A 23,383-nucleotide genomic window follows, 5' to 3' on the forward strand; every position below is an offset into this window, starting at 1 on the left:
ATCTTCATCATTGCTTACCTTGGAAAGCGACGACGAAGTATATCGGCAAATACAGCTAAGGGCGCGCTGACAAGATCAGTCAAATTTTAGCCAACCGGCACCTCATAGGCGGGTGATATAGCCGGCCAGCCGCTCTGCGGCCTCCTCCATCTGCTTCGGATCGCGCAGGAAGCAGGCCCGCAGGAAGAGCTCGCCGCCCGGACCAAAGGCAGAGCCGGGAGCCAGGGCGACGCCGATCTTGTCGACGATATCCAGCGCCGCGCGCCGGCTGTCGGTCACGCCATCCACCTTCAGGAAGGCGTAGAGCGCGCCATCCGGCTTCAGCGTCTGCACACGGTTGGTGGCGATCAATGCGTCGCATAGTATGTCACGCGATTTGCGGGCACGGTCGATATTTGCTTCTACGAACTCATCCCCATCGTTTAGGGCGGTCACGGCGCCGCGCTGCATGAATTGGGCGACACCGGAATTGGAATACTGGATCAGGTTCTCGATCACCTGGCCGATTTCCGGCGGAGCGACAAGCCAGCCGACGCGCCAGCCGGTCATTGACCAGTTCTTCGAGAAGGAATTTGCGAAGATGACGCGGTCGCCTTCCTCCATGACATCCAGGAAGGAGGGAGCACGAATGCCTTCCCCGTAATAGTAGCGGGCATAGATCTCGTCGGCGACGATCCAGATGCCGTGCTTGCGCGTCAGCGCCAATATGCTCCTGAGGTCGTCAAGCGTGGCTGTCCAGCCGGTCGGGTTGGACGGCGTATTGATGAACAGCGCCTTGGTCTTCGGCGTGATGACCGCTTCCAGCTTGCCGATGTCGAGCGCCCAGCGGCCGCCGGTGAATTCGAGCGGCAGGCCAATGGCGTGAGCGCCCGATATCTCGATTGCCGAAACGATGTTGGGCCAGGTGGGCGACAGGTAGACCATTTCGTCGCCCGGAGACGTGACCGCCTGCACCGCAAGCATGATGGCGTGCATGCCGGAGCCGGTTACATAGAAATGCTCCTGGGAGAGCGACACCGAGAAGTGGCGGGCGTAATAATCCGAAAGAGCCTGCCTTAGTTCGGGAATGCCGCGCTGCCAGGTATAGAAGGTTTCCCCACCCAGCAATGCCTCCGTTGCGGCCCGGTTAACAAAATCCGGGCTCGGCAGGTCCCCCTCGCCGGCCCAAAGGGGAATGAGCCCTTTGCGACCGCGAGCATAGTTGATCACTTCAACAATTCCGCTTTCAGGAGCGGAAATGGCGCGGGGGCTGAGGCTGGCGAGGATCGACATGGAAATTTCCTGTTGTGCTGCCCCTGTTTAGCCCAAAAACAGCGGAAGATCCCATGACATTCCGTGAGACGCACATCGATTTCCTTGATCGATGAGCTTCTTGTGCCTTGCTCGCACCGCTATCTCGTCTTGAGGATGTCGCGGATTTCGCTCAGCAACTGGATGTCGGCCGGGGGCGGAGCTGGCTTTGCTTCCGGCGGCTTCTTTTCCTCCATGCTGCGGAGCTTGTTGACGCCCTTGACCATCAGGAAAATGATGAAGGCGAGGATCACGAAATTGATGAAGACGGTGATGAAACTCCCATATGCGAAGACCGCACCCTGCTCGCGAGCCTGCGCAAGGGTCGGAGCGGTCACAGCGCTCGACAGGGGAATGAAATAGTCCGAGAAATCGAAACCGCCGCCGGTGATGGCCCCGACGACCGGCATGACGATATCCTTTACCAGCGAATTGACGATTCCGGTAAAGGCGCCGCCGATGATGATCCCGACTGCAAGGTCGATGACGTTTCCTTTGGCGATGAAGGAGCGGAACTCACCGATAACGGACATGAAAAGCCTTCCACATGATTGGATCCGGATTGGAACAATATTAGCGCAGCTTGCTCATCTGGAAAGGCCGGATCGATAGCTGAAGTCGTAAGGATATTGAACCTTTTGCTGATAGCGCCAGCGATTTCCAAGCCGCCGCTTTTCCCCTAGTGTCGCCGTGCCGCATTGTTTGCGGGGAGGAGCAATGCTTCCAGGCTGGATCATTTTCGTTTCTGCCTTCGGGTATGTCCTGTTGCTGTTTGTAGTGGCAAGTTATGGCGACAGGCGAAGCCGGATCTTCGGCGTGCCGAAGGCCGGACGTCCGATCGTCTATGCCCTGAGCCTTGCCGTATACTGCACCTCATGGACCTATTTCGGCGGCGTGGGTTTGGCCTCACAGCGAGGGCTGGAATTTACCGGCATCTATATCGGACCCATCCTGGCCTTCACCCTCGGCATGCCGGTGATCCGCCGCATCGTCGATCTTGCCAAGGCGGAAAAGATCACTTCGGCGGCCGATCTCGTGGCGGCGCGCTATGGCAAGAATTCTACCGTCGCCATGATTGTCGCACTGATCGCGCTGGTCGGTGCCATTCCTTATATCGCGCTTCAGCTGAAGGCGGTGTCTAGTTCCGTCGCCGCCATGGTCAACCCCTCCGACTACGGGATCGGCAGCGGCAATCTCTACTTCGTAGACCTGGCGCTGATCGTGACCCTGCTGATGGCCTGTTTTGCTGTGATGTTCGGCACGCGCCATACGGATGCCACCGAACATCAGGACGGGCTCATTCTTGCCGTGGCGATGGAATCGGTCGTCAAGCTCATCGCCTTCGCCACAGTCGGCCTGTCGGTTCTCTTCATCTTCTTCGACGGGCCGGCCGATCTCGTTACGAAGGCTTCTGAAAGCCCGCTGGTGACGTCGGCGCTGTCCTACGAAACGCCGCTCAGCCGCTGGCTCACGCTGATCCTGCTTTCCGCCTTTGCCATCGTCATGCTGCCGCGCCAGTTCCACGTCACCGTCGTGGAGAATCGCACGGCGCGCGAAAGAAAGGTCGCGGGCCTCCTCCTGCCGCTTTACCTCATCGCCATCAACATATTCGTCCTTCCCGTCGCCATTGCCGGTTTGATTACCTTCGGCGGCACAGGCGATGCGGATCTTTATGTCCTGACGCTGCCGCTTGTCGGGCAACAGCCGGTGGTGACGCTGATTACCTTCATTGGCGGGTTTTCGGCCGCCACGGCCATGGTCATCGTCGAATCCGTCGCCCTGTCGATCATGGTCTCCAACGACATCATCATCCCGATCTTCCTGCGCCAGAAGCTGATGACGACCCGGTTCGGGCAGCGGAGTGACTTCACCCACAGCCTGTTGAACATCCGCCGGATGTCGATCTTCGCCGTGCTGCTGCTCGGCTACGGCTATTACCGCATGGCCGACAGCCAGTCCGGCCTGGCTTCCATCGGGCTCTTGGCATTCGCCGCCATAGCGCAGGTTGCCCCAGCGCTTTTCGGCGGCCTGGTTTGGCGGCGCGCCAATGCGCGCGGCGCCATCCTCGGCATGTCCTTCGGCTTCCTGGTCTGGGCGTACCTGCTTTTCCTTCCAAGCCTCGGCGGTCCTGACAATTCCTATGTTGCGGCAGCCGTGCTCAATTTCGTCTTTCCCGGCACGACAATATTTGCCGGGCCCGAAACGGACCCGCTCGTCAACGCGACGATCTTCAGCCTCACCCTCAATACGCTCGCCTTCGTGCTTGGCTCGCTGTCACGCAATCCGCGGCCTCTGGAAAGGCTGCAGGCGGGCATTTTCGTCAAGCGGCAGCTGCGGTCGCAATTTGCCACCCGCGGCTGGAAAACCCGCGTCAGCGTCGGCGACCTGAAGACCGCGATCGCCCGCTACCTCGGGGAGGAGCGGATGCAGCGCTCCTTTTCCAATTACGAGAAGACCGCCGGACGGCGGTTCAGCGACGAACAGCCTGCCGATATGGCCATGGTGCATTTTGCCGAGCAGCTTCTGGGAAGCGCCATCGGCTCATCCTCCGCCCGCCTGGTGTTGTCGCTCATTCTTCAGAAGGCCGAAGATGCCAGCGCCGATACGGCCTGGCTCCTCGATCAGGCCAGCGAGGCGCTGCAATATAATCAGGACATGCTGCAAACGGCGCTGTCGCAGATGGATCAGGGCATTGCCGTCTTCGACAACTCCGAACGGCTGACAATCTGGAACCGCCGCTTCCGCCATTTGCTCGATCTGCCCGAACATGTAGGACAGGTCGGCTTTCCGCTTGCGGACATGCTCGCCATCCTCGCCGAACGCGGTGATATTGCAGTGGGCGGACAGGCGGCCGTGATCCAGCAGTTCAAGACGCTCGATGCCCCCTTCTCGCTTGTGCTGCAACAAGGCAGCCGGATCATCGAAGTCCGCTCTAATGCCATGCCGGACCAGGGCATCGTCGCCACATTCACCGATATCTCGGATCGGGTAGCGGCGGACAAGGCGCTGAAACAGGCCAATGAAACGCTGGAGCAGCGCGTCGGTGAGCGCACCGGGGAGTTGATGCGCGTCAACCATGCGCTGGCCGAAGCCCGCGCAGCGGCCGATGAGGCCAATCTCAGCAAGACCCGATTCTTTGCAGCCGCCGGCCATGACATCCTGCAGCCGCTCAACGCCGCCCGCCTGTATTCTTCCGCGCTCGTTGAACGTATGGGGAATGCGGATCCGAATGCCGGTCTCGTGCGCAATGTCGATTCGGCGCTGGAATCGGTGGAAGCCATTCTCGGTGCGGTTCTCGATATTTCCCGTCTCGATACCGGCGCCATGCAGCCGCGTATCGCTTCCGTGGCGCTGGACGATCTGCTGAAGCGCATCGAAACCGATTACGCGCCGATGGCACGCGAGAAGAACCTCAAATTCGTGGTGATGCCGACCTCCCTGCGCGTTCATTCGGACGTCAACCTGCTGCGCCGGCTGATCCAGAACCTGGTGTCCAATGCCATCAAATATACGATCAGCGGCAAGGTCCTGGTCGGCGCCAGGCGGCGCGGCAGCCGGGTGGTGATCGAAGTCTTCGATTCCGGCATCGGCATTCCGTCCTCCAAGTTCCGCACCGTCTTCAAGGAATTTGCAAGGCTCGACGAGGGCGCAAGGACGGCGGCCGGCCTCGGCCTCGGCCTTTCCATCGTCGACCGGATTTCGAAGGTTCTCGAGCATCCGGTCGAGCTCCAGTCGCTGCCGGGGCGCGGCACGATATTCCGTGTCGACATGCCGCGAGACCGCACCGTCCAGAAGCCGCTCGGACGGGCCGACGGCCCGCAAAGGCGCCGGCGTTCGCAGCCGCTCAGCGGGCTGCGCGTGCTGTGCATCGACAACGAGCCGCAGATCCTCGAAGGCATGGCGCTGCTTCTGACCGGCTGGGGCTGTACGGTCGGGCAAGCGGGCTCGCTGACCGCGCTTGAACAGATGATCGCCAATCGCGAGCCGCCGCCCGATATCATCATCGGCGACTACCATCTCGGCGACGGCACCGGCATCGACGCCATACTCGAACTGCGGGCGGCCTATGGAGTTGAAATCCCCGCCCTCCTCGTGACTGCCGACCGAAGCCCCGAAGTGCGGGCGGAGGCGGAGCGGCACGATATCGGCGTCCAGCACAAGCCGCTGCGCCCCGCCGCCCTGCGGGCGCATCTCACACAGGTTGCAGGCGTCAAGCGCATCGCTGCCGAATAGTTGCCGCAGATCTCCTACCTCAAGCGTTGCCTGCGCGTCATCACGGACAGTTTACGCCGGAAGTGGGCTTCGGCGTATTAGCCGGGAACCCTCCGGCTTTTTGCTGCGTTAAGCGCCTGAATCCTGGCCCGCAGAGGCCTTACAGGGACCGAGCGGCGGCAGCTTCCGGGACCGGCAGACGGAGAGAGCAGCCGATGAAACGCTTTGAAATCATTGACGGAATGCGGGGCTATTTCCTCGTGTTCATGGTCCTGAACCACCTCATCTTCGCCGGTGGCTATCTGCTCGTCAAAATCAACCACAACCAGCTGGCCTTTGTCGAGGACGCCCAGGGCTTCGTGTTTCTGTCCGGCCTGATGATCGGCATGGTCTATGCCCGCAAGATGATGAAGAGCGGCTATGCCGCCGGCCGCTCGGCGATCTACAGCCGGGCGTTCGAACTTTATCGTTATGCCATGGGCATCGTTCTGGTTGTGCTGGCCGCCCAGATGCTGCTGCCGGGCGCCTATTCCATCTGGTTCAACTGGCTCGGCTACACGACCTTCGACGACCCGCTGCGTTTGGCCGCCATAGCCACCTTCCTTTACCAGCCGACCTTCATGGACATCCTGCCGCAGTATATCGTCTACATGCTGTTTGCGCCCATGCTGGTGAAGCTCGTTCTCGACGACAAATGGCATTACGTGCTGGCCGGCTCGCTAGTTCTGTGGATGGCGGGACAGCTCGGCCTGCAGCAGATCGTCACGACGCCGCTCCACGAGATGATCATGGGCCCCGACAACCAGGGTATCCGCGTCTCGTTCAACCTGCTCGGCTGGCAGATCGTCTTCTATTCCGGCCTGGTTCTCGGCGCCCTGACCTCGTCCGGCAAGATCAACTGGAGCCGCATCCTGTCACCCGACAATACCTTCATCCCGAAAATGGCGCTGTTGATGGTTGCCTTCTTCCTGCCCCTGCGGCTGATCACCGCCCACGAACTGATGCCGCCGCACATGATCGGTAAGTTCGCGTCAATGGAAATCCGTGCCGATTTCGGTCCGGTCTATCTCCTGAACTTCGCAGCCGTCGCCATGCTGATCACCTGGCTGATCGTTGCAGGCCCCAAGCACAAGGCGCTCTGGGTCCAGAAGATTTCGACAGCCATCACTTGGGTCTTCTCGCTGCGCTACCTGCAACTGCTCGGCCGCCACTCGCTTTACGTCTATGTCTGGCATGTCGGCATCGTTTACTTCGTTTATTATTTCGACGGCCGCTCGCCGGAACTCAACGAGCTGACCAAGACAGCCATTGCCCTCGTCGCCGTCGGTCTTCTGTCGGTCCCCGCTCTCTGGCGCGAACGCGACAAGCTGTTCGGCAATGCGCCTGCGAATGCACAGGCGGCCAAGGCGCCGCAGCCGAAGCCTGCCGGCCCTCAGCAGATGGTGGTGCGCTGATCCCAATCACCTGGCCATGCAATCGAGAATCAAAGGCGGTGGATTTTCACCGCCTTTTCTTTTCCCTCTTACAATTTCGGCGTCACCATTTCGAAGCGGTCGCGAATGGTCGAGCAGAAATCGCCACCGAGCCGGGCAATCGCATCGATGCGCGCCGGATCGACATGCAGCCGGTCATCCACCACGCCTGGCTGATAATGCGCATAAACGATCTCCCCCATGATGATCTGCCGCGACCGGCCAAGCTCCAGCGTCACATGGCGGCGGCATTCGAAGGCGGCAGGCGCCTCGGCAATATAGGGTGAGGTCACCTTGACGCCGGGCAACGCGGTGAGGCCCGCCTGCTGCAATTCGTCGACGCCTTGCGGATATTTGGCGGCACAGACATGCATGGCCTCGGCAATCGCAAAGGACACGATGTTGACGGTGAACACTTCTGTCATGCGGATATTGTGGCCGGTATGCTTGAAGGACATGTCGGGATTGTTTTCCACTCCGAGCGCCAGGATGGGCGGATCGGCGGAAAGGCAGTTGAAGAAGGAAAAGGGCGCGGCATTGATGCGGCCCTCCTCGTCAACCGTGGTCACCAGCGCGATCGGCCGCGGAATGATCGTGCCGATCATCAGCTTATAACGCTCCCGCTCCGTCAGCGTCGTGAAATCGAAGCCCGTCTTGCTGCTGCCGGCCGGCTCTGCTTGTCCCCTCATGTCCGTCACATCTGCCCCTTTCATAATGTCTTGCCGCATTGCAGCATAGCCTCAAGGGGTAAAGGCTTGGCCACTGGCTGGCAACAGGTGCCGGTCCGAAGGCGGCACGGTCTGTCGCTTCACCTGGTTCAATTGCCCGGGTTTAATCGCTGGCCGGACGCACCTGCTCGACCGACAGGGAACCGGCCGGCAATGGCTGCAGGAGTTCGGTCTCCGGCCTGGAATGATGGAGCCAGTGGGGCCAGTCATGCGGGCGCAGCACGACCACCTGGCGGTTGTGGATGGGCGCCACATCCGGCCCCGGCGCCGTGGTGAGCATGGTGAAGGCCGGCGGCTGGTTGCCCTGGCCCTCGCGCCAAAGCCCGGCAATGCAGAGAAAGGGTGCGTGGTTTAGCGTGAAGCGGTGCTTGGCCTTCGGATATTTGGTGCCGGTGAACTCGAAAAAGGCGGAGGCCGGGATGAGGCAGCGGCGGCTGTCCGAAAACGAGCGGCCCTCGGAGCGGAAGTTGAACACCGGTCCGGCTTTCTTGCCGGGCGGGGCCGGAAATCCGAAACGCATGGGTGAGAGCGTGACCTCACCGCCTTCGTCCAGGCGCATCACCGGGCCAAGATCGCCGATGCGAATATCGTCGGCTTGCGGCAAATCCGCCTCGCCCTGATGCGCGGCAGCAGCGAGCTCCACCTCCCCCAGCGCCTGACGGTATTCCGCATAGCGGATATGTTGTTCGTAGTCATTGCACATGGGGGAGGATGTAGGGCGGGAGGGGTGGGTGGGGGAGAGGTCGACTAACTGCTTCCGCCACAAGGATGAGGACGCATGCCCCCCCTTTTTCATCCCGGCCTTGAGCCGGAATCCAGCCGCCGTGCGTCTGCACGGCGAGATTACCTTTGCGGGGCTGGAAGAGAGTCTATCGCGCCGCCGGCGCGGCGCTGCTGGATTCCTGTGACGAGCACAGGAATGACGGAGGAGAGGCAGTGGGGTGCGCTTTCCGTCAAAGTCCGTGCAGGTAGTGTGCGATGTCGCTCCATTCCGGATTCATGGTCTCGATCAGGTTGAGCTTCCAGGCCCTCGGCCACTTCTTGATCGTCTTCTCCCTCCTGATTGCATCAACAATCAGATCATGCTCTTCGAACCAGACAAGGGTTTTTACGCCGTAGCGGCTGGTGAAGCCCGGCGTGAGCTCGTTCTGATGCTCGTATAAGCGCCCCGGCAAGTCGCTCGTCACGCCAGTGTAGAGCGTGCCGTTCCGCCTCGATGCCAGAATGTAGACATAGCCCTTGCGCATATCAGGATGATGCCACGGCGCGCTGCCAAGACAAGAGACTGACGTTGCGGCATGTGTCTCCGGCACGACATAGGAGTGCGACCTTCTCCTCCGTCATCCCGGCCTTGAGCCGGGATCCAGCCGCCGTGCGTCTGCACGGCGAGAGAACCCACCGCAGGGACTAGAAGAGAGTCTTCTGCGCAGCCGACGAGGCGCTGCTGGATTCCTGTGACAAGCACAGGAATGACGAAGGAGAGGGAGTGCGGCTCAATCATTGTTCGAGTCCCTTCTCCTTGATCCCCCAAAGACACCTCAGAAGCTAGCCTAAGCCGCCTTCCCCACCTCACCATACGGGTCAAACCGTGTGTAGAACGTCTGGCCCTTTTCCGCCATTTCCTTGAGTAGCGGTGTCGGCTTGAAATGGTCGCCATATGTGGCCGCCAGCTTTTCCGCCAGCGCCACGAAGGCCTTCACGCCCATGCCGTCGATATAGCTGAGGGTTCCGCCGGTATAGGGCGCAAAGCCGAAGCCGAGGATGGAGCCGACATCGGCTTCGCGCGGATCGGTGACGATGCCTTCTTCCATCGTGCGGGCGGCTTCCAGCGCGATCGTCACCAGCAGGCGCTGCTTGAGGACGGCGACGTCCACGTCGGCAGCGGGTTTTTGCGGGTAGAGCTCCTTCAAGCCCGGCCAGAGCGACTTCTTGGCGGGCTTGGCCGGGTAATCATAAAAGCCTTTGCCGTTCTTGCGGCCGCGCCGGTCGAGTTCGTCGACCATTTTGTCGATCAGCTTCATATGCTGCGGCTTGACGGACGCCCCGCCCAGATCGGCGATCGAAGCGCGCATGATCTTCTGGGACAGATCGACGGCGACCTCGTCGTTGAGCGACAGCGGGCCGACCGGCATGCCGGCCATCTTGGCGGCATTCTCAATCATCGCCGGCGGCACGCCCTCGATCAGCATGTCATAGGCTTCGTTGATATAGCGGAAGACGCAGCGGTTGACATAAAAGCCGCGCGTGTCGTTGACGACGATCGGCGTCTTCTTGATGGCAGCGACGAAATCCAGCGCCACGGCAATCGCCCTGTCGCCCGACTGCTTGCCGAGGATGACCTCGGTCAGCATCATCTTTTCCACCGGCGAAAAGAAATGCACGCCGATGAACTGGTCCGGACGCCTGGAATTTTCGGCGAGGCCGGTGATCGGCAGGGTCGAGGTATTGGATGCGAAGATGGTGGTTTGCGGGATGACGGCTTCGACCGCCTCGATAACCGCCTTCTTGACATTGCGATCCTCGAACACCGCCTCGACAACGAATGACGCATCGGAAAGCGCCGCATAATCGACTGTCGGGGTGATCAGCGACAGGAGCTTTTCTCCGTCCTCCTTGGTCATCCGGCCTTTGCCGATCTGCTCGGCGACCAGCTTTTCGGAATGGGCCTTGCCCTTATCCGCAGCTTCCTGGTCGCGGTCGATCAGGATGACGGGAATGCCGGCGGCGGCCGTCACATAAGCGATCGAGGCGCCCATGAAGCCGGCGCCGACGACGCCCACCTTCTTGAACTCGGTTTTCGGCTGGCCGGCCGGGCGGCGCGCGCCCTTGCCCAGCTCCTGCATGGAGATGAACAGCGAGCGGATCATCGAAAAGGCTTCGGTGGTCTGCAGGATCTGCGTGAAATAACGCTGCTCGACCTTGAGCGCGGTGTCGAAGGGCAGTTGCAGGCCCTCGTAGACGCATTTGAGGATAGCGAGCGCGCCGGGATAATTGCCGGCCGATTCACGCCGCAGGATGGCGGGTGCTGCTGGGAAAAGCTGGGCTGCCGCCGGCGTCCAGACGCCGCCGCCGGGTACCTTGAAGCCCTTCTCGTCCCAGGGAGCGACAGGCTTCAGGCCGTCCTTGATCATCTGCCTGGCGGCATTGACCAGCTCGGCGGGCTCAACGACCTGGTGCAGGAGGTTCATGGCCTTGGCGCGCTGCGGGGTCAGCGACGAGCCGGTGGTCATCATCTGCAGGGCGTCCTGGGCATTGGCCAGGCGCGACACGCGCTGGGTGCCGCCGGCGCCGGGGAAAATGCCGACCTTCACTTCCGGAAGCGCGATCTTCACCGACTTGGAATTGGAAGCGACGCGGCCGTGGCAGGCAAGCGACAGCTCGAAGGCACCGCCCATGCAGGTGCCGTTGATGGCGGAAACCCAGGGCTTGCCATTCGTCTCGATCTTGCGGAACAGCCAGGTCATGCGGCCCGCGACATCGAACAGTTTCTGGGCAGCGCTGGCCGGATCCCTGGCCTTCTCCTCGGCCAGCATGGAGAACATGCCGCGGATCATGGTGAGATCGGCACCGCCGGAAAAGGAGGACTTGCCAGAGGTGAAGACGACGCCCTTGACCGCCTCATCGGCGACCGTCTGGGCGAGGATGGCTTCCAGCTCATCCATCACCTCGACGGTGAAGACATTCATGGATTTGTCGGGCATGTCCCAGGTGACGAGGGCAATGCCGTCAGCATCGGTTTCGACGGTGAAATTGGTATAGGTGGTCATGATGGTTCTCCTCCCGATCTCAGACGCGTTCGATGATCGTTGCCGTGCCCATGCCGGCGCCGATGCAGAGCGTGACCAGCGCCGTGTTCAGGTCACGGCGTTCGAGTTCGTCGAGCACGGTGCCGAGGATCATCGCGCCGGTTGCGCCGAGCGGATGACCCATGGCGATGGCGCCGCCATTGACGTTGATCTTGTCGTGGGGAATGTCGAAGGCCTGGCAATAGCGCAGCACCACGGCGGCAAAGGCTTCGTTGAGCTCGAAGAGGTCGATGTCGGAAATCTTCATGCCGGAACGCTTCAGCAGCTTTTCCGTGACGTCGACCGGGCCGGTCAGCATCAGCGCCGGATCGGAACCGATATTGGCAAAAGCGCGGATGCGGGCACGCGGCTTCAACCCCATCGACACGCCGCCATCCTTGGAGCCGAGCAGCACGACGCTGGCGCCATCGACGATGCCCGACGAATTGCCCGCATGGTGGACATAAGTGATGCGCTCGACTTCCGGATGGGCCTGGATGCCGACGGCCTCGAAGCCGCCCATCTCGCCCGGCATCTGGAAGGAGGGGTTGAGCGAGGCCAGCGACTGCATGTCGGTGGTCGGGCGCATATGCTCGTCGCGGTCGAGAATGGTCAGGCCGTTCTGGTCCTTGACCGGGATAACCGACTTATCGAAATAGCCGTTTTCCCAGGCCTTGGCAGCGCGCTTCTGGCTTTCGACGGCATAGGTGTCGACGTCGTCGCGGGAAAAGCCGTATTTGGTGGCGATCAAGTCGGCCGAGACGCCCTGCGGCATGAAATAGGCCGGGAAGTTGACGGACGGATCCATGTACCAGGCACCGCCGGACATGCCCATGCCGACGCGCGACATGCTTTCGACGCCGCCGGCGATGACGATATCGTCGGAACCGGCCATGACCTTGCCGGCCGCGAAGTTGACGGCGTCGAGGCCCGAAGCGCAGAAGCGCGAGATCTGCATGCCGGGCGCCCGGTTGGAATAGCCGGCCTCGAAGGCGGCGGCCTTGGGGATGACGGCGCCGGCATCCATGACCGGATCGACGCAGCCCATGATGATGTCGTCGACGGTGGATGTGTCGAGCCCGTTGCGGTCGCGGATGGCTTCCAGCGTCTTCGCCGCGAGGCGGACGGAGGGAACCTCATGCAGCGATCCATCCTTCTTGCCACGGCCGCGCGGGGTGCGCACGTGGTCATAAATGAAGACTTCGGTCATGGTGTCATCTCCCATATTGGCTTGACCCCTCTTCGGGGGGTGGCGCTGCGGCGCCTGAATTTACCTACTCAAACAGCGACGAAACGCGCGCCAGGACGTCATCGGTGATGAAATCAGGAGCCTTTTCGACAAAACGACCGGCGCGGGCCTTTATGTCCACGGCGCGTATCTGGTGGCAAAGGACAACGCCGGTTGCCTGGGTCCCCGCTCCGGATAGAGAAACTGCATACCCGGCGGTTCGCGCAAAATGGCCCCCTGAAGTAATCGGCGCGACGATCTGAGTCCCATGCTGATTGACGATCCGTGGCGAAAGAACTAACGCATACCGAGCCTTTGCCTGCTCCCGCCCCCGCGTCGGTTCCAGATCAACAAACCAGATGTCGCCTCGCTCCATCAGTCTATTACCTCGTTACCGACGGACGGCATGTCCAGCCACTCCTGCTCCTCGGGAGTACGCTCCGGCCACGGAGTCCACTCCGCTACAAGCTCCTCGACAGAGTATCGAGGTCGAGCGCGCGGCGTTGCGACCAATTTGCCGTCCTGTACGGAAACGTCGAGCTTGGCATTGGCTGAAAGGCCAAGCTCTTCCAAGACCGGCTTCGGGATCGTCATGATCACCGAGCCCCCCACATTCCGCAAAGTCGACGTCGCCATGTCTGCCTCCGTAAAAGTTATATAGATGTATAACTTTTCAGCTCATCCAGCAATCAAAACGCTTCGGCGGCCAGTTCCATTACCGTGTCGGCGCCGGCCTCGATGCGCGCCTTGCGCACCACCGTCTCGGGCATGATCTTCTCCATGAAGAACTTTGCCGTGATCAGCTTGTTCTTCAGGTAGTCCTCGCGGGCATCGCCGGCGGCCAGACGATCCTGGGCTGCCTTGGCGATCTTCGCCCACATGTAGCCGAGCGTCACGAGGCCGAAGAGATGCATATAGTCGGTGGAACCTGCCCCAGCATTGTCGGGCTTGGCCATGGCGTTCTGCATGAACCACATGGTGGCCGCCTGCAGGTCGTTCAAGCCCTTCTTGAGGCCCTTGGTATAGAAGGCCATATTTTCATCGGCACGATTTTCCTCGCAGAAATCGCCGATTTCCTTGAACATGGCCATGACGGCACGGCCACCGTTGAGGGCCAGCTTGCGGCCGACGAGATCGAGTGCCTGAATGCCGTTGGCGCCTTCGTAGATCATCGCAATGCGGGCATCGCGGACATACTGGCTCATGCCCCATTCCTCGATATAGCCATGGCCGCCATAAACCTGCTGGGCCATGACTGCATGGTCGAAACCCTTGTCGGTCAGCACGCCCTTCAAGATCGGCGTCGCAAGGCCAAGCAGATCGTCCGCATTCTGACGTTCTGCCGGATCCTCCGAGCGGTGGGCAATGTCGGACTTCAGCGCTGTCCAGAGGAGAAAGGCGCGGCCGGCTTCGTTGAAGGCCTTGATGGTCATCAACGTGCGGCGGATGTCCGGATGGACGATGATCGGATCGGCCTTCTTGTCCGGCGCCTTGACGCCCGACAAGGAGCGGCCCTGGATGCGTTCGCGGGCATAGGCAACGGCGTTCTGATAGGCGACTTCGGCAATCGACAGTCCCTGCAGGCCGACGCCGAGGCGAGCCTCGTTCATCATCACGAACATGGCAGACAAGCCCTTGTTCTCGGCGCCAATCAGGTAGCCGGTCGCCTCGTCATAATTCATGACGCAAGTAGAATTGCCGTGAATGCCCATCTTTTCTTCGATCGCGCCGCAGGTGACGGCATTGCGGGCACCGACCGAGCCGTCGGCCTGAACCAGCAGCTTCGGCACGATGAACAGCGAAATGCCTTTTGTGCCTTCCGGCGCACCTTCGATGCGCGCTAGCACGAGGTGGATGATATTGTCGGTCATGCCGTGCTCGCCGGCAGAGATGAAGATCTTCTGGCCGGAAATCTTGTAGCTGCCGTCGCCCTGCGGCACGGCCTTTGTGCGGAGCAGGCCAAGATCGGTGCCGCAATGGGGCTCCGTCAGGTTCATGGTGCCCGACCAGGTTCCCTCGACCATTTTCGGCAGATAGGCCTGCTTCTGTTCCTCGGTGCCGTGCACCAGAATGGCGGCGATGGCGCCCTGGGTCAGGCCGGGATACATCATCAACGACATGTTGGCGGACGACATGTATTCGCCGACAGCGGCATGCAGCGTATAGGGCAGGCCCTGGCCGCCGAATTCTTCCGGCACGGCCAGACCGATCCAGCCGCCCTGACAATATTGGTCATAGGCCTGCTTGAAGCCCTTCGGCACGGAGACGGTGCCATCGTCGTGGCGAGTACAGCCTTCCTGATCACCGGAAAGGTTGAGCGGAAACAATGCTTCCTCGGCGACTTTGGCGGCTTCCCCGACAATCGCTTCGAGCATGTCCGGCGTCGCATCGGCGAAGCCTGCGAGATTGCCGTAGCGCTCAAGGCCGAGCACGTCGTTCAAGATGAAAAGCGTATCGTTTACGGGCGCCTTGTACACTGGCATGCTCGTGCTTCCTCCATATCCTCATCCCGGGCGCAAGCCCGTCTCTTCTCCCATCAATAATTGACGTGCGCGTAAACGTCAATTGCGCAGACGTATCCCTGCGCCTGCTGTGGATGCTGGCTTGCCGGGACGGAGATTGCGTCGGCAGAATACAGGCAGAAGCAGTCTTCTATGCGGAAAGGTTAAAAAATCCGGCCGTGGTTAACGGCTTGTTTACCACGTTTGGCAAAATAGTGGGGATGTTGGAGCTGTGCGCCGTGTTCGCCTCATCGGCGGTATGGCGCATCATCCAGATCAGCACGGCCTGCCGGCCCAGCACGATGCTTGAGCCGGTACAACGTCGAAACGAGCTAGACCATGAACCGATCACGATCGACTTCCCAACGCCTGGGCGAAACGTCTTCCATCGATGCGCTGAGCCGCACGATCGAGGGCCTTGAAGCCCGCATCGAGGGGTTGATGGGCGGATCCGGTCGCGAGCCGCAGCACGATCCGCGAGACGCTCGCAACAGTCGCGATGTACGGCCGCAGGCCATCATGCGTCAGCCGGAGGCCGTGGTAAGCCAGGAACAGAAATCTGCGCGCGATCCTCTTGCTGCTATCCGCGAACGCCAGCGGATCCTCGATGCCGGGCGCCTGGAGCGCTCCTTGCCTGTGCGGGCGACCCCCGCAGAAACGCGACAGGACGAGAGCCGCGCACCGCGATTTGCCGAGAGCCGCCGTCCCGACATTCGTCCGCCGGAAGCATTCCGCCCGGCTGGTCAGCACGACACCGCTTTCGTTGCGCCTCCCCGCGCCGCTCGCCCTGCGCCACGCATGACGATGGGCGGTGCGACAGCGACGGCAGCACAATCCGATTCCAGCATGCGCGACATCGCCGATGCCCTCGTCGGCCTGCGCCAGCAGCTCAAGCAGGATATTTCCGAAGGCGTGGCGCGCGAAATGAGCGCTCTGCGTGCGGAAATCAGGTCGATCAAATCGGTTGCCGAGGAGCAGGATTTCGCTGCCGACCTGCGCAGCGATCTGTCCCGGCTGGCCGACAGCATCAACCAGCTCGGCCATCAGGCCGCTCCTGAAGCTGCCGAACTGCGCAGCGAGTTTGAGGAATTGCGCTCCGCGATGAGCGGACTTGCCCGCGAAGACTCGGTTTTGCGGATGGAATCCCGCTGGCAGGACATGGAAAACCGTATCCAGGATACAGACACCAACGTGTTGCGCGAAGAGCTCGTCGCCCTCGCCTACCGGATCGAAGACATCAAGAACCAGCTCGGCGCCATGGCGGACAATCCCGTTATCCATGCGCTTGAACAGAAGCTGATTACTGTCGCAGGCGCCATGGAGCAGCTGGGGTCGCGCATGCAGCCGACCGATGCCACGGCGGCCGAACAATTTGCGCTGCTCGACGAACGGCTCGACGAAATCAGCCGGGCGATCGCCGCCGGCAGCCGCGCTTCCGCGGCAGCATCCATGGATCAGTCGGTCCTGCAGCGCCTCGATGGCCGTATTGGCGCGATCGCCGAACAAATCGATGCCATGAGCCATGCGGCACAGTCGCCGGCGCCCACCGACGCGCTTTCCTACCGGATCGAAGCGCTGACGAGCCGCATCGAGGAACTCGCGGACGAACAGGCAGCCATGCGGCTCGAGGAGCGACTGGACCAGCTTTCGGCGGTTCTCCAGCAGACCCAGAAGCCCGTGCAGATGCCGGACCTCAGCGTCTACCTGGCAGATATTTCCCGCAAGATTGACAGCCTCGACCAGGGCGCCGTCAGCGACGTGCTGGCCGAGCGCCTGGACTATCTTGCGAGCCGGATCGACGAGATCGAATTGCAGCCGCGCCAGCCATCGGCCGTGGACGAGCGTGCCTTCGGGCGCATCGAAGACCGGCTGAGCGACATTGCGACGAGGCTCGACGAAGCGGCAGCGGCTCCGCGCGGCGATGACGACGCCCTGCGCAATCTGGAAGACCAGATCGCCCATCTCTCGACCCTGATCACCCAGCCGTCGTCCGGCATGGGCGGAATGCCGGCAGAATTCGAACACCGCATGACGGCGATCGAAGGACATCTCGCCACCAATGACGAATACATCATCGAAGCAGCCCGCCAAGCGGCCGAGGCGGTCGTCGAAGCCTATTCCCGCAATACGGCTGCAGGTGCTTCGGTCGGCGCTTCCGACATGGCCGCCCTTGCAGCCCTGGCCGATGACCTGCGCCACCTTGAAGACCTCACACGCAGCTCCGAAGAACGCACCCATCAAACATTCGAAGCATTGCACGGCACGCTCGTACAGATCGCCGACAGGCTGGATGGCATGGAGCACCGGCTGACGGCAGCCCCGGTCATCGCGCAGATGGACCAGGGCCGCGGGCAGGCCCAGCGTTCCGAGACACGCCGTCCGGAGCCGATCCAGGCTGCACCGTCCATGCCGCTGGCCGCTCAGCTTTCCGTTGCCCAGGCATCGGGTCTGCTGGAGCGCGAAATGACGGTCGACGCACCGGCGCGTGCGCGATCGCAATCGGCCACATCTGGCGACAACGACGGGCGCTATGCGCTGGCGCAGCCGGAGGCCGCTGCCACGGCACGGGCTCCAGACGAGATCAAGGCGCCGAAGCCGAGCCTGCTTCAGGAACTGTCGCGCCGGTTCCTGCCGAGCGGCAAGGGCGACGCTGCCGATCAGAAGCCCGTCCGCGCCCTGGTTGAACCGACGCCGCCACTCGATCCATCGGAATCCCTGCCGTCCGGCCGCGAGAACGACCTTCTCGAACCAGGCTCGGGCGCTCCGGACGTGAAGAAAATCCTGGAGCGCGTTCGCGCCAGCCAGGCAGCCGGCGAGTTCGAAGGTGACCGGGCTTCGAGCAGCGAGCGCGCCGATTATATCGCGGCCGCCCGCCGCGCCGCAAAGGCCGCGGCCCAGGAAACCGATCCACAGGCGAACCCGCTCAAGGCTTCTCGCCGAAGCGCCAAAGCTTCCGGCGGCACCGGGCTTGGGGCGAAGTTCGCCCAGCATCGCCGCCCGATCATGATGGCGGTCGGTGCCGTCCTCCTGGTGCTGATGGCCATGCCGCTCGTCAAGACGCTGACATCGGGCGAAACCGCACCGGCAGCCACGATCGAGGCTCCGGCCAAGCGTGAAGCACCCGCCGACATGACCGGCAACGCGGCCACTGCGCCTTCCGTTTCAGCTCCGGCTTTGCCGGCTGAGACTGCGCAAGCACCGGCCCCGCAGCCTGCCGAGCCAAGCGCCCAGGAATTGGCGCCGGAACCGGCGCCGGCTCAGGACAGTCTTACGAACGAGCGCCTGACGGACCCGCAGCCGGCGGATGGCCAGGCCGCATCCATGGCGCCCGCCGGCGCCGTGCCGCAGGCACAAGAGGCCTTCGTTGCCGCACCGAAGGCGCAAGCCCAGCCTCAGATCACCGTGCCGGCCGGCACAGAGCCGAAGTCGCTGGCGGATGCCGCGACGGCCGGCGATGCCAATGCGCTGTTTGAGATCGGCGCCCGCTTCACCGATGGCCGCGGCGTCAAGTCGGATCTGACCGAGGCTGCCAAATGGTACAAGCTTTCGGCCGAAAAGGGCCTTGCAACGGCGCAGTACCGGCTCGCCAACCTCCTCGAAAAGGGCACCGGCGTCCAGCGCGATCTCGGCCAGGCCGTCACCTATTATAAACTGGCTGCCGAAGCCGGAAATGCCAGCGCCATGCATAACCTTGCCGTGCTTTACGCCTCGGGCGCTGCCGGTCAGCCGGATTATGCGGCTGCCGTCAACTGGTTCTCGCGTGCCGCCGATCTTGGTGTCGCCGACAGCCAGTTCAACCTCGCCATTCTTTATGCGCGCGGCAACGGCGTGCGCCAGGATCTGGAAGAATCCTACAAATGGTTCGACGTCGCTGCCAAGGGCGGCGACAAGGACGCAGCCCAGAAGCGCGACGAAGTGGCCAATGCCATGCGCAAGGAACAGCTGGAAAGTGCCCGCGCCAAGGCCGACGGCTGGAAGGCCAAGACGCTCGATCCGAAGGCGAATGCGGTAAACCTTCCCGAGGAGTGGGCTTCTGGCAAGACGCTTACCACTGCTTCCGTCGACATGGACAAGGCGATCCGCAACATCCAGGCCATCCTCAACAAGAGCGGGTTCGATGCCGGAACCGCGGACGGCAAGCTTGGCCAGAAGACCGTGACGGCGATCAAGGCGTTCCAGACTTCCGTCGGCCAGGAGCCGACCGGCAAGATCAATGATGCGCTGGTGAAGGAACTGCTGGCCCGCAACAAGTAAGACGACTGAACCGACCGGGAATGCGGGGGTGAGGATTTAAAGCCACGCCCTTGCGGAAATGGCCGATCAAGCTTGTCGTTCGGCACTTGCGAATTGACTGAAACCTCCCGCAGACGCATGACGGATAGGCTTTCATCCGCCGTTCATGCGGTATGTGAGATCACCATTCCATTGCCGCAGCGGCCGGAGAATTGAACGCCACCGCCTGCGACGCGCCCGCTTTCGCTTGTCGAGGTTTGCCGTGACTGTCTACCTGCCGATCGCAGAGCTGTCGGTCAATATCCTGATCATTCTCGGCATGGGCGCGGCCGTGGGCTTTCTTTCGGGCATGTTCGGCGTGGGCGGCGGCTTTCTCATCACGCCGCTGCTGATCTTCTACAATATTCCTCCCGTCGTGGCCGTCGCGACCGGCGCCAATCAGGTGGTCGCATCGTCGATTTCCGGCGCCATTACCCATTTCCGACGCGGCACGCTCGACATGAAGCTCGGCAGCGTCCTGCTGGTCGGCGGCCTTGCGGGGGCGACGGTGGGCGTATGGATCTTCTCCTGGCTGCGGCGGCTCGGGCAACTCGACCTGTTCATCTCCCTGCTTTACGTCGTGCTGCTCGGAACGATCGGCATCCTGATGCTGCAGGAAAGCCTGCGCGCCATGCGGCGGGCAAAGACCAATCAGGCGCTGCCGCTGAAGCGGCCGGGTCAGCACAATTGGGTGCACCGGCTGCCCCTGAAAATGCGCTTCAAGAAGTCGAAGATCTACCTGTCCGCCATTCCGGTCGTGGCGCTCGGCTTCGGGATCGGCATCCTGACCTCGATCATGGGGGTCGGCGGCGGCTTCATCATGGTGCCGGCGATGATCTATCTCCTGCGCATCCCGACCAGCGTCGTCGTCGGCACCTCGCTTTTCCAGATCATCTTCGTGACCGCCTATACGACCATGGTGCAGGCAGCCACCAACTATTCCGTCGATATCGTGCTCGCCACGATCCTGATGGTCGCCGGCGTCATCGGCGCGCAATACGGCGTGCGGGTCGGCCAGAAGCTGCGCGGCGAACAGTTGCGTGCCCTTCTGGCGCTGCTGGTGCTGGCCGTCGGCATCCGCCTGGCGATCGGCCTGGTGGTGACGCCGGATGATATCTATTCCGTATCGGTCGGGGGGCTTTCCTACTGATGCGCCGCTTGAGCCTTGCCGCCCTTGCCATTGTCTCCATGGCCTTCTCCTTGATGGCCGCGCCGGTAGCGGCGCAGGTGCCGTTCGGCGAAGCTTCGGCGGTCAAGGAAAGGCTGGAGATCGGCGCATCCTCGAGCGAAATCGCGATTACCTCGGATTTCAGAGGCGCCGACCTGACGATCTTTGGGGCGCTCAGCAATGCCGACGAGCTTTTCCTGGCGATCGGCCAGTATGATGTGGTCGTGACCCTGGAGGGTCCCCGTGACTATGCGACGGTCCGCAAAAAGGAACGCGTCCTCGGCATCTGGATGAATACCGAGTCGCTGACCTTCGAACAGGTGCCGGAAAGCTATTCCATCGCCAGTACGCGGCAGATCGACAGCCTGGAGCAGGGCGTCAGCTTCAACAGTGTCGGCGTTGGCCTGGAGCATCTGCCGCTCAATCCGGTCGGCTATATCCCCAATACCGGCTTTATTAGCGAGTTCCGCGACGCCTACCGACGGCTGAAGCTCGGCAGCGGCCTGTACCAGCGCGATACGAGCGGCGTCCGCTTCGTGTCATCCAGCCTGTTTCGCGCGTCGTTGCGGCTACCCGCCAATGTTCCCGACGGCATGCACATGGTGCGCGCCTATCTGTTCAAGAGCGGCGTCCTGATCTTCCAGCGGGAAATGCCGCTGCGGGTGGTCAAGACGGGCCTGGAGCAAGCGATCACGGACGCGGCGCATGAGCGGCCATTTGCCTATGGTTTCCTGTGCGTGCTGATTGCCGTGGTCACCGGCTGGGGCGCAAGCATCATCTTCCGCAAGGACTAAGGCCGAAGCCATGTCGGCGTGCCTGCCGCCTCCATACAAGGAAATGAGCGGCGCCTCCCGGGTGGTTTCCTCAACCGCATGCCCTAGATAGGGCCGCATCTTCTCACGCCTGCCGCATCGCATGTTTACCTATCTCTCATCACTGCCGTCTCGCGCCCGCATCCTGCTCGACCCGGGACAGATGCGCCTCCTCATCCGGCGCAGCGAGTTCGGCTTGATCGCCGTTGCGGCGGTGGTCGGGGCTCTGGCCGGTCTCGCTGTCGCCGTCATGAGCTGGATCTCGCAGGCGCTTCACGAGGCGATCTTCGACATAGGAAGCGGCGAACGACTGAGTTCGGCGACCGGGCTCGACCGCGGCACTGTTCTGCTGGCACCGATTGCCGGCGGCATCCTGCTCGGCCTGCTCTTCCTCGTCCTGCGCAAATGGCGGAAGAAGCCAATGGTTGACCCGATCGAGGCAAATGCCTTGCATGGCGGACGTCTGTCTTTGACCGACAGTATCGTGGTGGCAGTTCAGAACCTCATCTCCAACGGCTTCGGTGCATCGGTCGGGCTGGAGGCCGGCTATACGCAGCTGTCTTCCGGTATCGCGTCGAAGCTCGGATTCTTGCTGCAATTGCGCCGCGCCGATCTTCGCATCCTGGTTGGCTGCGGTGCAGCCGGCGCGATTGCGGCGGCCTTCAACGCGCCGCTCACCGGCGCCTTCTACGCCTTCGAGCTGATCATCGGCACCTATACGATCTTGAGCCTTGCACCGGTCGTCGTGTCGGCGCTCGCGGCGACCATCGTGACGCGGCTGTTCGTCGGGGATGCCTTTCTTCTGGATGTCGGCGATTTCGGTGTCGTCATGCCGGCGGACTACCTTCCGGCGATCGTGCTCGGCATCTTCTGCGCCGGCGGCGGCATCCTGATCATGCAGGGTGTGACATTCATCGAGGAGATGGCCCGCAAGAGTTCGATTTCGCCTGCCTTCAGGCCGGCGCTGGGCGGCATTGCCGTCGGCCTGCTGGCGCTGATCGATCATCAAGTTCTGTCGGCCGGACACGGCGCGCTGCATCTCAACCTCAACCAGAACATGACCATCCCGGCGCTCCTGGCGCTGCTCGCCATGAAATCACTGGCTTCCGCCGTCTCTATCGGATCGGGCTTCCGCGGCGGCCTCTTCTTCGCCTCGCTGTTCATGGGCGCTCTGCTCGGCAAGCTATTTGCTTATTCGGCGCCCTATATCTTCGTTCACGCGACGCTGACGCCGGTCATCTATGCCGTGGTGGGCATGAGCGCGCTTTCCGTTGCCATAATAGGCGGCCCCCTGACCATGACCTTTTTGGCGCTGGAAATCACCGGCGACTTTGCGATCACCGTTCTGGCGCTTGCGGCGGTGATTACCTCCTCTGTGACCGTGCGCTCGACCTTCGGCTATTCCTTTGCCACCTGGCGCTTCCATCTGCGCGGTGAAAGCATCCGCAGCGCCCATGATGTCGGCTGGATCCGCAACCTGACCGTCGGCCGGTTGATGCGGTCCGATGTCCGCACGGCGCCGGTCGGCATGTCCCTGGACGAGTTCCGCAAGGAATTTCGTCTCGGGGCAACGCAGCGGGTGGTTCTGGTGGACGAGGAGCGAAGATATGCGGGCATGATCCTGCTGTCCGACATCTATGCCGCGCCGCGTGAAGACAGCGACGAGACGCGAACGCTTGCCTCCTTTGCCCGCTACCAGAACGACGTGCTGCTTCCTACAATGAATGCCAAGCAGGCAGCCGCGATTTTCGACAATCTGGAGGCCGAAGCGCTCGCCGTGGTCAACAACCAGACGGAGCGCAAGGTGGTCGGCCAGCTTAGCGAGAGCCATACATTGCGCCGCTACAGCGAGGAGCTCGACCGGCGCCGTCGGGAAATCTCGGGCGAGATTTGAGCCGGCAAAGAGGAAGGGCCG

At 62.1% G+C, this 23,383-nt stretch carries 17 protein-coding genes; 6 read left to right on the top strand and 11 right to left on the bottom strand.

What is annotated here, in order from left to right; translation table 11 throughout:
- Positions 1 to 102: 102 nt before the first annotated feature.
- Positions 103 to 1,272 carry a pyridoxal phosphate-dependent aminotransferase gene (locus E2F50_RS13235; protein ID WP_133316639.1) on the bottom strand — a complete coding sequence of 390 codons (1,170 nt, stop codon included), beginning with the start codon at positions 1,270 to 1,272 and terminating at the stop codon, positions 103 to 105.
- 119 nt (positions 1,273 to 1,391) lie between these two features.
- On the bottom strand, positions 1,392 to 1,823 hold the full coding sequence (mscL, locus tag E2F50_RS13240) for a large conductance mechanosensitive channel protein MscL (protein ID WP_133316640.1): 432 nt from the start codon (positions 1,821 to 1,823) through the stop codon (positions 1,392 to 1,394).
- Between the two features lie 184 nt (positions 1,824 to 2,007).
- Between mscL and E2F50_RS13245 the strand changes: the two genes are divergently transcribed.
- Together E2F50_RS13245 and E2F50_RS13250 are read left to right on the top strand one after the other, a co-directional pair.
- Positions 2,008 to 5,523 carry a hybrid sensor histidine kinase/response regulator gene (locus E2F50_RS13245; RefSeq protein WP_133316641.1) on the top strand — a complete coding sequence of 1,172 codons (3,516 nt, stop codon included), beginning with the start codon at positions 2,008 to 2,010 and terminating at the stop codon, positions 5,521 to 5,523.
- Between the two features lie 194 nt (positions 5,524 to 5,717).
- On the top strand, positions 5,718 to 6,956 hold the full coding sequence (locus E2F50_RS13250) for an OpgC family protein (RefSeq protein WP_133316642.1): 1,239 nt from the start codon (positions 5,718 to 5,720) through the stop codon (positions 6,954 to 6,956).
- A gap of 68 nt (positions 6,957 to 7,024) precedes the next feature.
- Here E2F50_RS13250 and E2F50_RS13255 read toward each other — a convergent pair whose 3' ends face one another.
- The 9 genes from E2F50_RS13255 to E2F50_RS13295 all read right to left on the bottom strand — a co-directional run bounded on the left by E2F50_RS13255 (position 7,025) and on the right by E2F50_RS13295 (position 15,568).
- Entirely contained in the window at positions 7,025 to 7,663 is a 639-nt protein-coding gene (locus E2F50_RS13255) for a flavin reductase family protein (RefSeq protein ID WP_133316643.1), read from the bottom strand.
- Between the two features lie 142 nt (positions 7,664 to 7,805).
- Positions 7,806 to 8,405, bottom strand: a complete 600-nt coding sequence (locus tag E2F50_RS13260) for an SOS response-associated peptidase (RefSeq protein WP_133316644.1) — start codon at positions 8,403 to 8,405, stop codon at positions 7,806 to 7,808.
- Positions 8,406 to 8,655: 250 nt separating this feature from the next.
- Positions 8,656 to 8,949: a GIY-YIG nuclease family protein gene (locus E2F50_RS13265; protein ID WP_133316645.1), complete on the bottom strand. Its 294-nt coding sequence runs from the start codon at positions 8,947 to 8,949 to the stop codon at positions 8,656 to 8,658.
- 303 nt (positions 8,950 to 9,252) lie between these two features.
- Entirely contained in the window at positions 9,253 to 11,469 is a 2,217-nt protein-coding gene (locus E2F50_RS13270) for an FAD-dependent oxidoreductase (RefSeq protein WP_133316646.1), read from the bottom strand.
- Between the two features lie 19 nt (positions 11,470 to 11,488).
- Positions 11,489 to 12,697, bottom strand: a complete 1,209-nt coding sequence (locus E2F50_RS13275) for an acetyl-CoA C-acetyltransferase (RefSeq protein WP_133316647.1) — start codon at positions 12,695 to 12,697, stop codon at positions 11,489 to 11,491.
- Positions 12,698 to 12,761: 64 nt separating this feature from the next.
- Positions 12,762 to 13,091 (bottom strand): type II toxin-antitoxin system PemK/MazF family toxin, encoded by a 330-nt coding sequence (locus tag E2F50_RS13280; RefSeq protein ID WP_133316648.1) that lies wholly within the window; start codon positions 13,089 to 13,091, stop codon positions 12,762 to 12,764.
- Positions 13,091 to 13,351 (bottom strand): AbrB/MazE/SpoVT family DNA-binding domain-containing protein, encoded by a 261-nt coding sequence (locus tag E2F50_RS13285; protein WP_133316649.1) that lies wholly within the window; start codon positions 13,349 to 13,351, stop codon positions 13,091 to 13,093. The genes E2F50_RS13280 and E2F50_RS13285 overlap by 1 nt, the downstream gene beginning before the upstream one ends.
- Positions 13,352 to 13,404: 53 nt before the next feature.
- The gene (locus E2F50_RS13290) at positions 13,405 to 15,198 is read right to left on the bottom strand and encodes an acyl-CoA dehydrogenase C-terminal domain-containing protein (RefSeq protein ID WP_133316650.1); all 1,794 of its coding nucleotides are present in this window, start codon (positions 15,196 to 15,198) and stop codon (positions 13,405 to 13,407) included.
- Between the two features lie 169 nt (positions 15,199 to 15,367).
- On the bottom strand, positions 15,368 to 15,568 hold the full coding sequence (locus E2F50_RS13295; protein WP_133316651.1) for a hypothetical protein: 201 nt from the start codon (positions 15,566 to 15,568) through the stop codon (positions 15,368 to 15,370).
- On the opposite strand from E2F50_RS13295, the gene E2F50_RS13300 reads away from it, so the two are divergent.
- From E2F50_RS13300 to E2F50_RS13315, 4 genes are all read left to right on the top strand, one after another.
- Positions 15,556 to 19,470: a peptidoglycan-binding protein gene (locus E2F50_RS13300; protein ID WP_133316652.1), complete on the top strand. Its 3,915-nt coding sequence runs from the start codon at positions 15,556 to 15,558 to the stop codon at positions 19,468 to 19,470. The two genes, E2F50_RS13295 and E2F50_RS13300, sit on opposite strands and share 13 nt — an antisense overlap.
- A gap of 241 nt (positions 19,471 to 19,711) precedes the next feature.
- Complete coding sequence (locus E2F50_RS13305; RefSeq protein WP_133316653.1) at positions 19,712 to 20,638, top strand: sulfite exporter TauE/SafE family protein; 927 nt, start codon at positions 19,712 to 19,714, stop codon at positions 20,636 to 20,638.
- Positions 20,638 to 21,450, top strand: coding sequence for a TIGR02186 family protein (locus E2F50_RS13310; protein ID WP_133316654.1), 813 nt, complete (start codon positions 20,638 to 20,640; stop codon positions 21,448 to 21,450). Before E2F50_RS13305 ends, E2F50_RS13310 begins: the two co-directional genes overlap by 1 nt.
- A gap of 121 nt (positions 21,451 to 21,571) precedes the next feature.
- Entirely contained in the window at positions 21,572 to 23,362 is a 1,791-nt protein-coding gene (locus E2F50_RS13315; protein WP_133316655.1) for a chloride channel protein, read from the top strand.
- Positions 23,363 to 23,383: the final 21 nt, after the last annotated feature.

Source organism: Rhizobium deserti (assembly GCF_004358025.1).
GTDB lineage: Bacteria > Pseudomonadota > Alphaproteobacteria > Rhizobiales > Rhizobiaceae > Neorhizobium > Neorhizobium deserti.

Bases quoted from the DNA above. Each gene is read 5' to 3' on its own strand.
- E2F50_RS13235 (WP_133316639.1), bottom strand. From the start codon at position 1,272: ATGTCGATCCTCGCCAGCCTCAGCCCCCGCGCCATTTCCGCTCCTGAA.
- mscL (WP_133316640.1), bottom strand. From the start codon at position 1,823: ATGTCCGTTATCGGTGAGTTCCGCTCCTTCATCGCCAAAGGAAACGTC.
- E2F50_RS13245 (WP_133316641.1), top strand. From the start codon at position 2,008: ATGCTTCCAGGCTGGATCATTTTCGTTTCTGCCTTCGGGTATGTCCTG.
- E2F50_RS13250 (WP_133316642.1), top strand. From the start codon at position 5,718: ATGAAACGCTTTGAAATCATTGACGGAATGCGGGGCTATTTCCTCGTG.
- E2F50_RS13310 (WP_133316654.1), top strand. From the start codon at position 20,638: ATGCGCCGCTTGAGCCTTGCCGCCCTTGCCATTGTCTCCATGGCCTTC.
- E2F50_RS13260 (WP_133316644.1), bottom strand. From the start codon at position 8,405: ATGTGCAATGACTACGAACAACATATCCGCTATGCGGAATACCGTCAG.
- E2F50_RS13285 (WP_133316649.1), bottom strand. From the start codon at position 13,351: ATGGCGACGTCGACTTTGCGGAATGTGGGGGGCTCGGTGATCATGACG.
- E2F50_RS13300 (WP_133316652.1), top strand. From the start codon at position 15,556: ATGAACCGATCACGATCGACTTCCCAACGCCTGGGCGAAACGTCTTCC.
- E2F50_RS13280 (WP_133316648.1), bottom strand. From the start codon at position 13,091: ATGGAGCGAGGCGACATCTGGTTTGTTGATCTGGAACCGACGCGGGGG.
- E2F50_RS13290 (WP_133316650.1), bottom strand. From the start codon at position 15,198: ATGCCAGTGTACAAGGCGCCCGTAAACGATACGCTTTTCATCTTGAAC.
- E2F50_RS13265 (WP_133316645.1), bottom strand. From the start codon at position 8,949: ATGCGCAAGGGCTATGTCTACATTCTGGCATCGAGGCGGAACGGCACG.
- E2F50_RS13315 (WP_133316655.1), top strand. From the start codon at position 21,572: ATGTTTACCTATCTCTCATCACTGCCGTCTCGCGCCCGCATCCTGCTC.
- E2F50_RS13255 (WP_133316643.1), bottom strand. From the start codon at position 7,663: ATGAGGGGACAAGCAGAGCCGGCCGGCAGCAGCAAGACGGGCTTCGAT.
- E2F50_RS13270 (WP_133316646.1), bottom strand. From the start codon at position 11,469: ATGACCACCTATACCAATTTCACCGTCGAAACCGATGCTGACGGCATT.
- E2F50_RS13275 (WP_133316647.1), bottom strand. From the start codon at position 12,697: ATGACCGAAGTCTTCATTTATGACCACGTGCGCACCCCGCGCGGCCGT.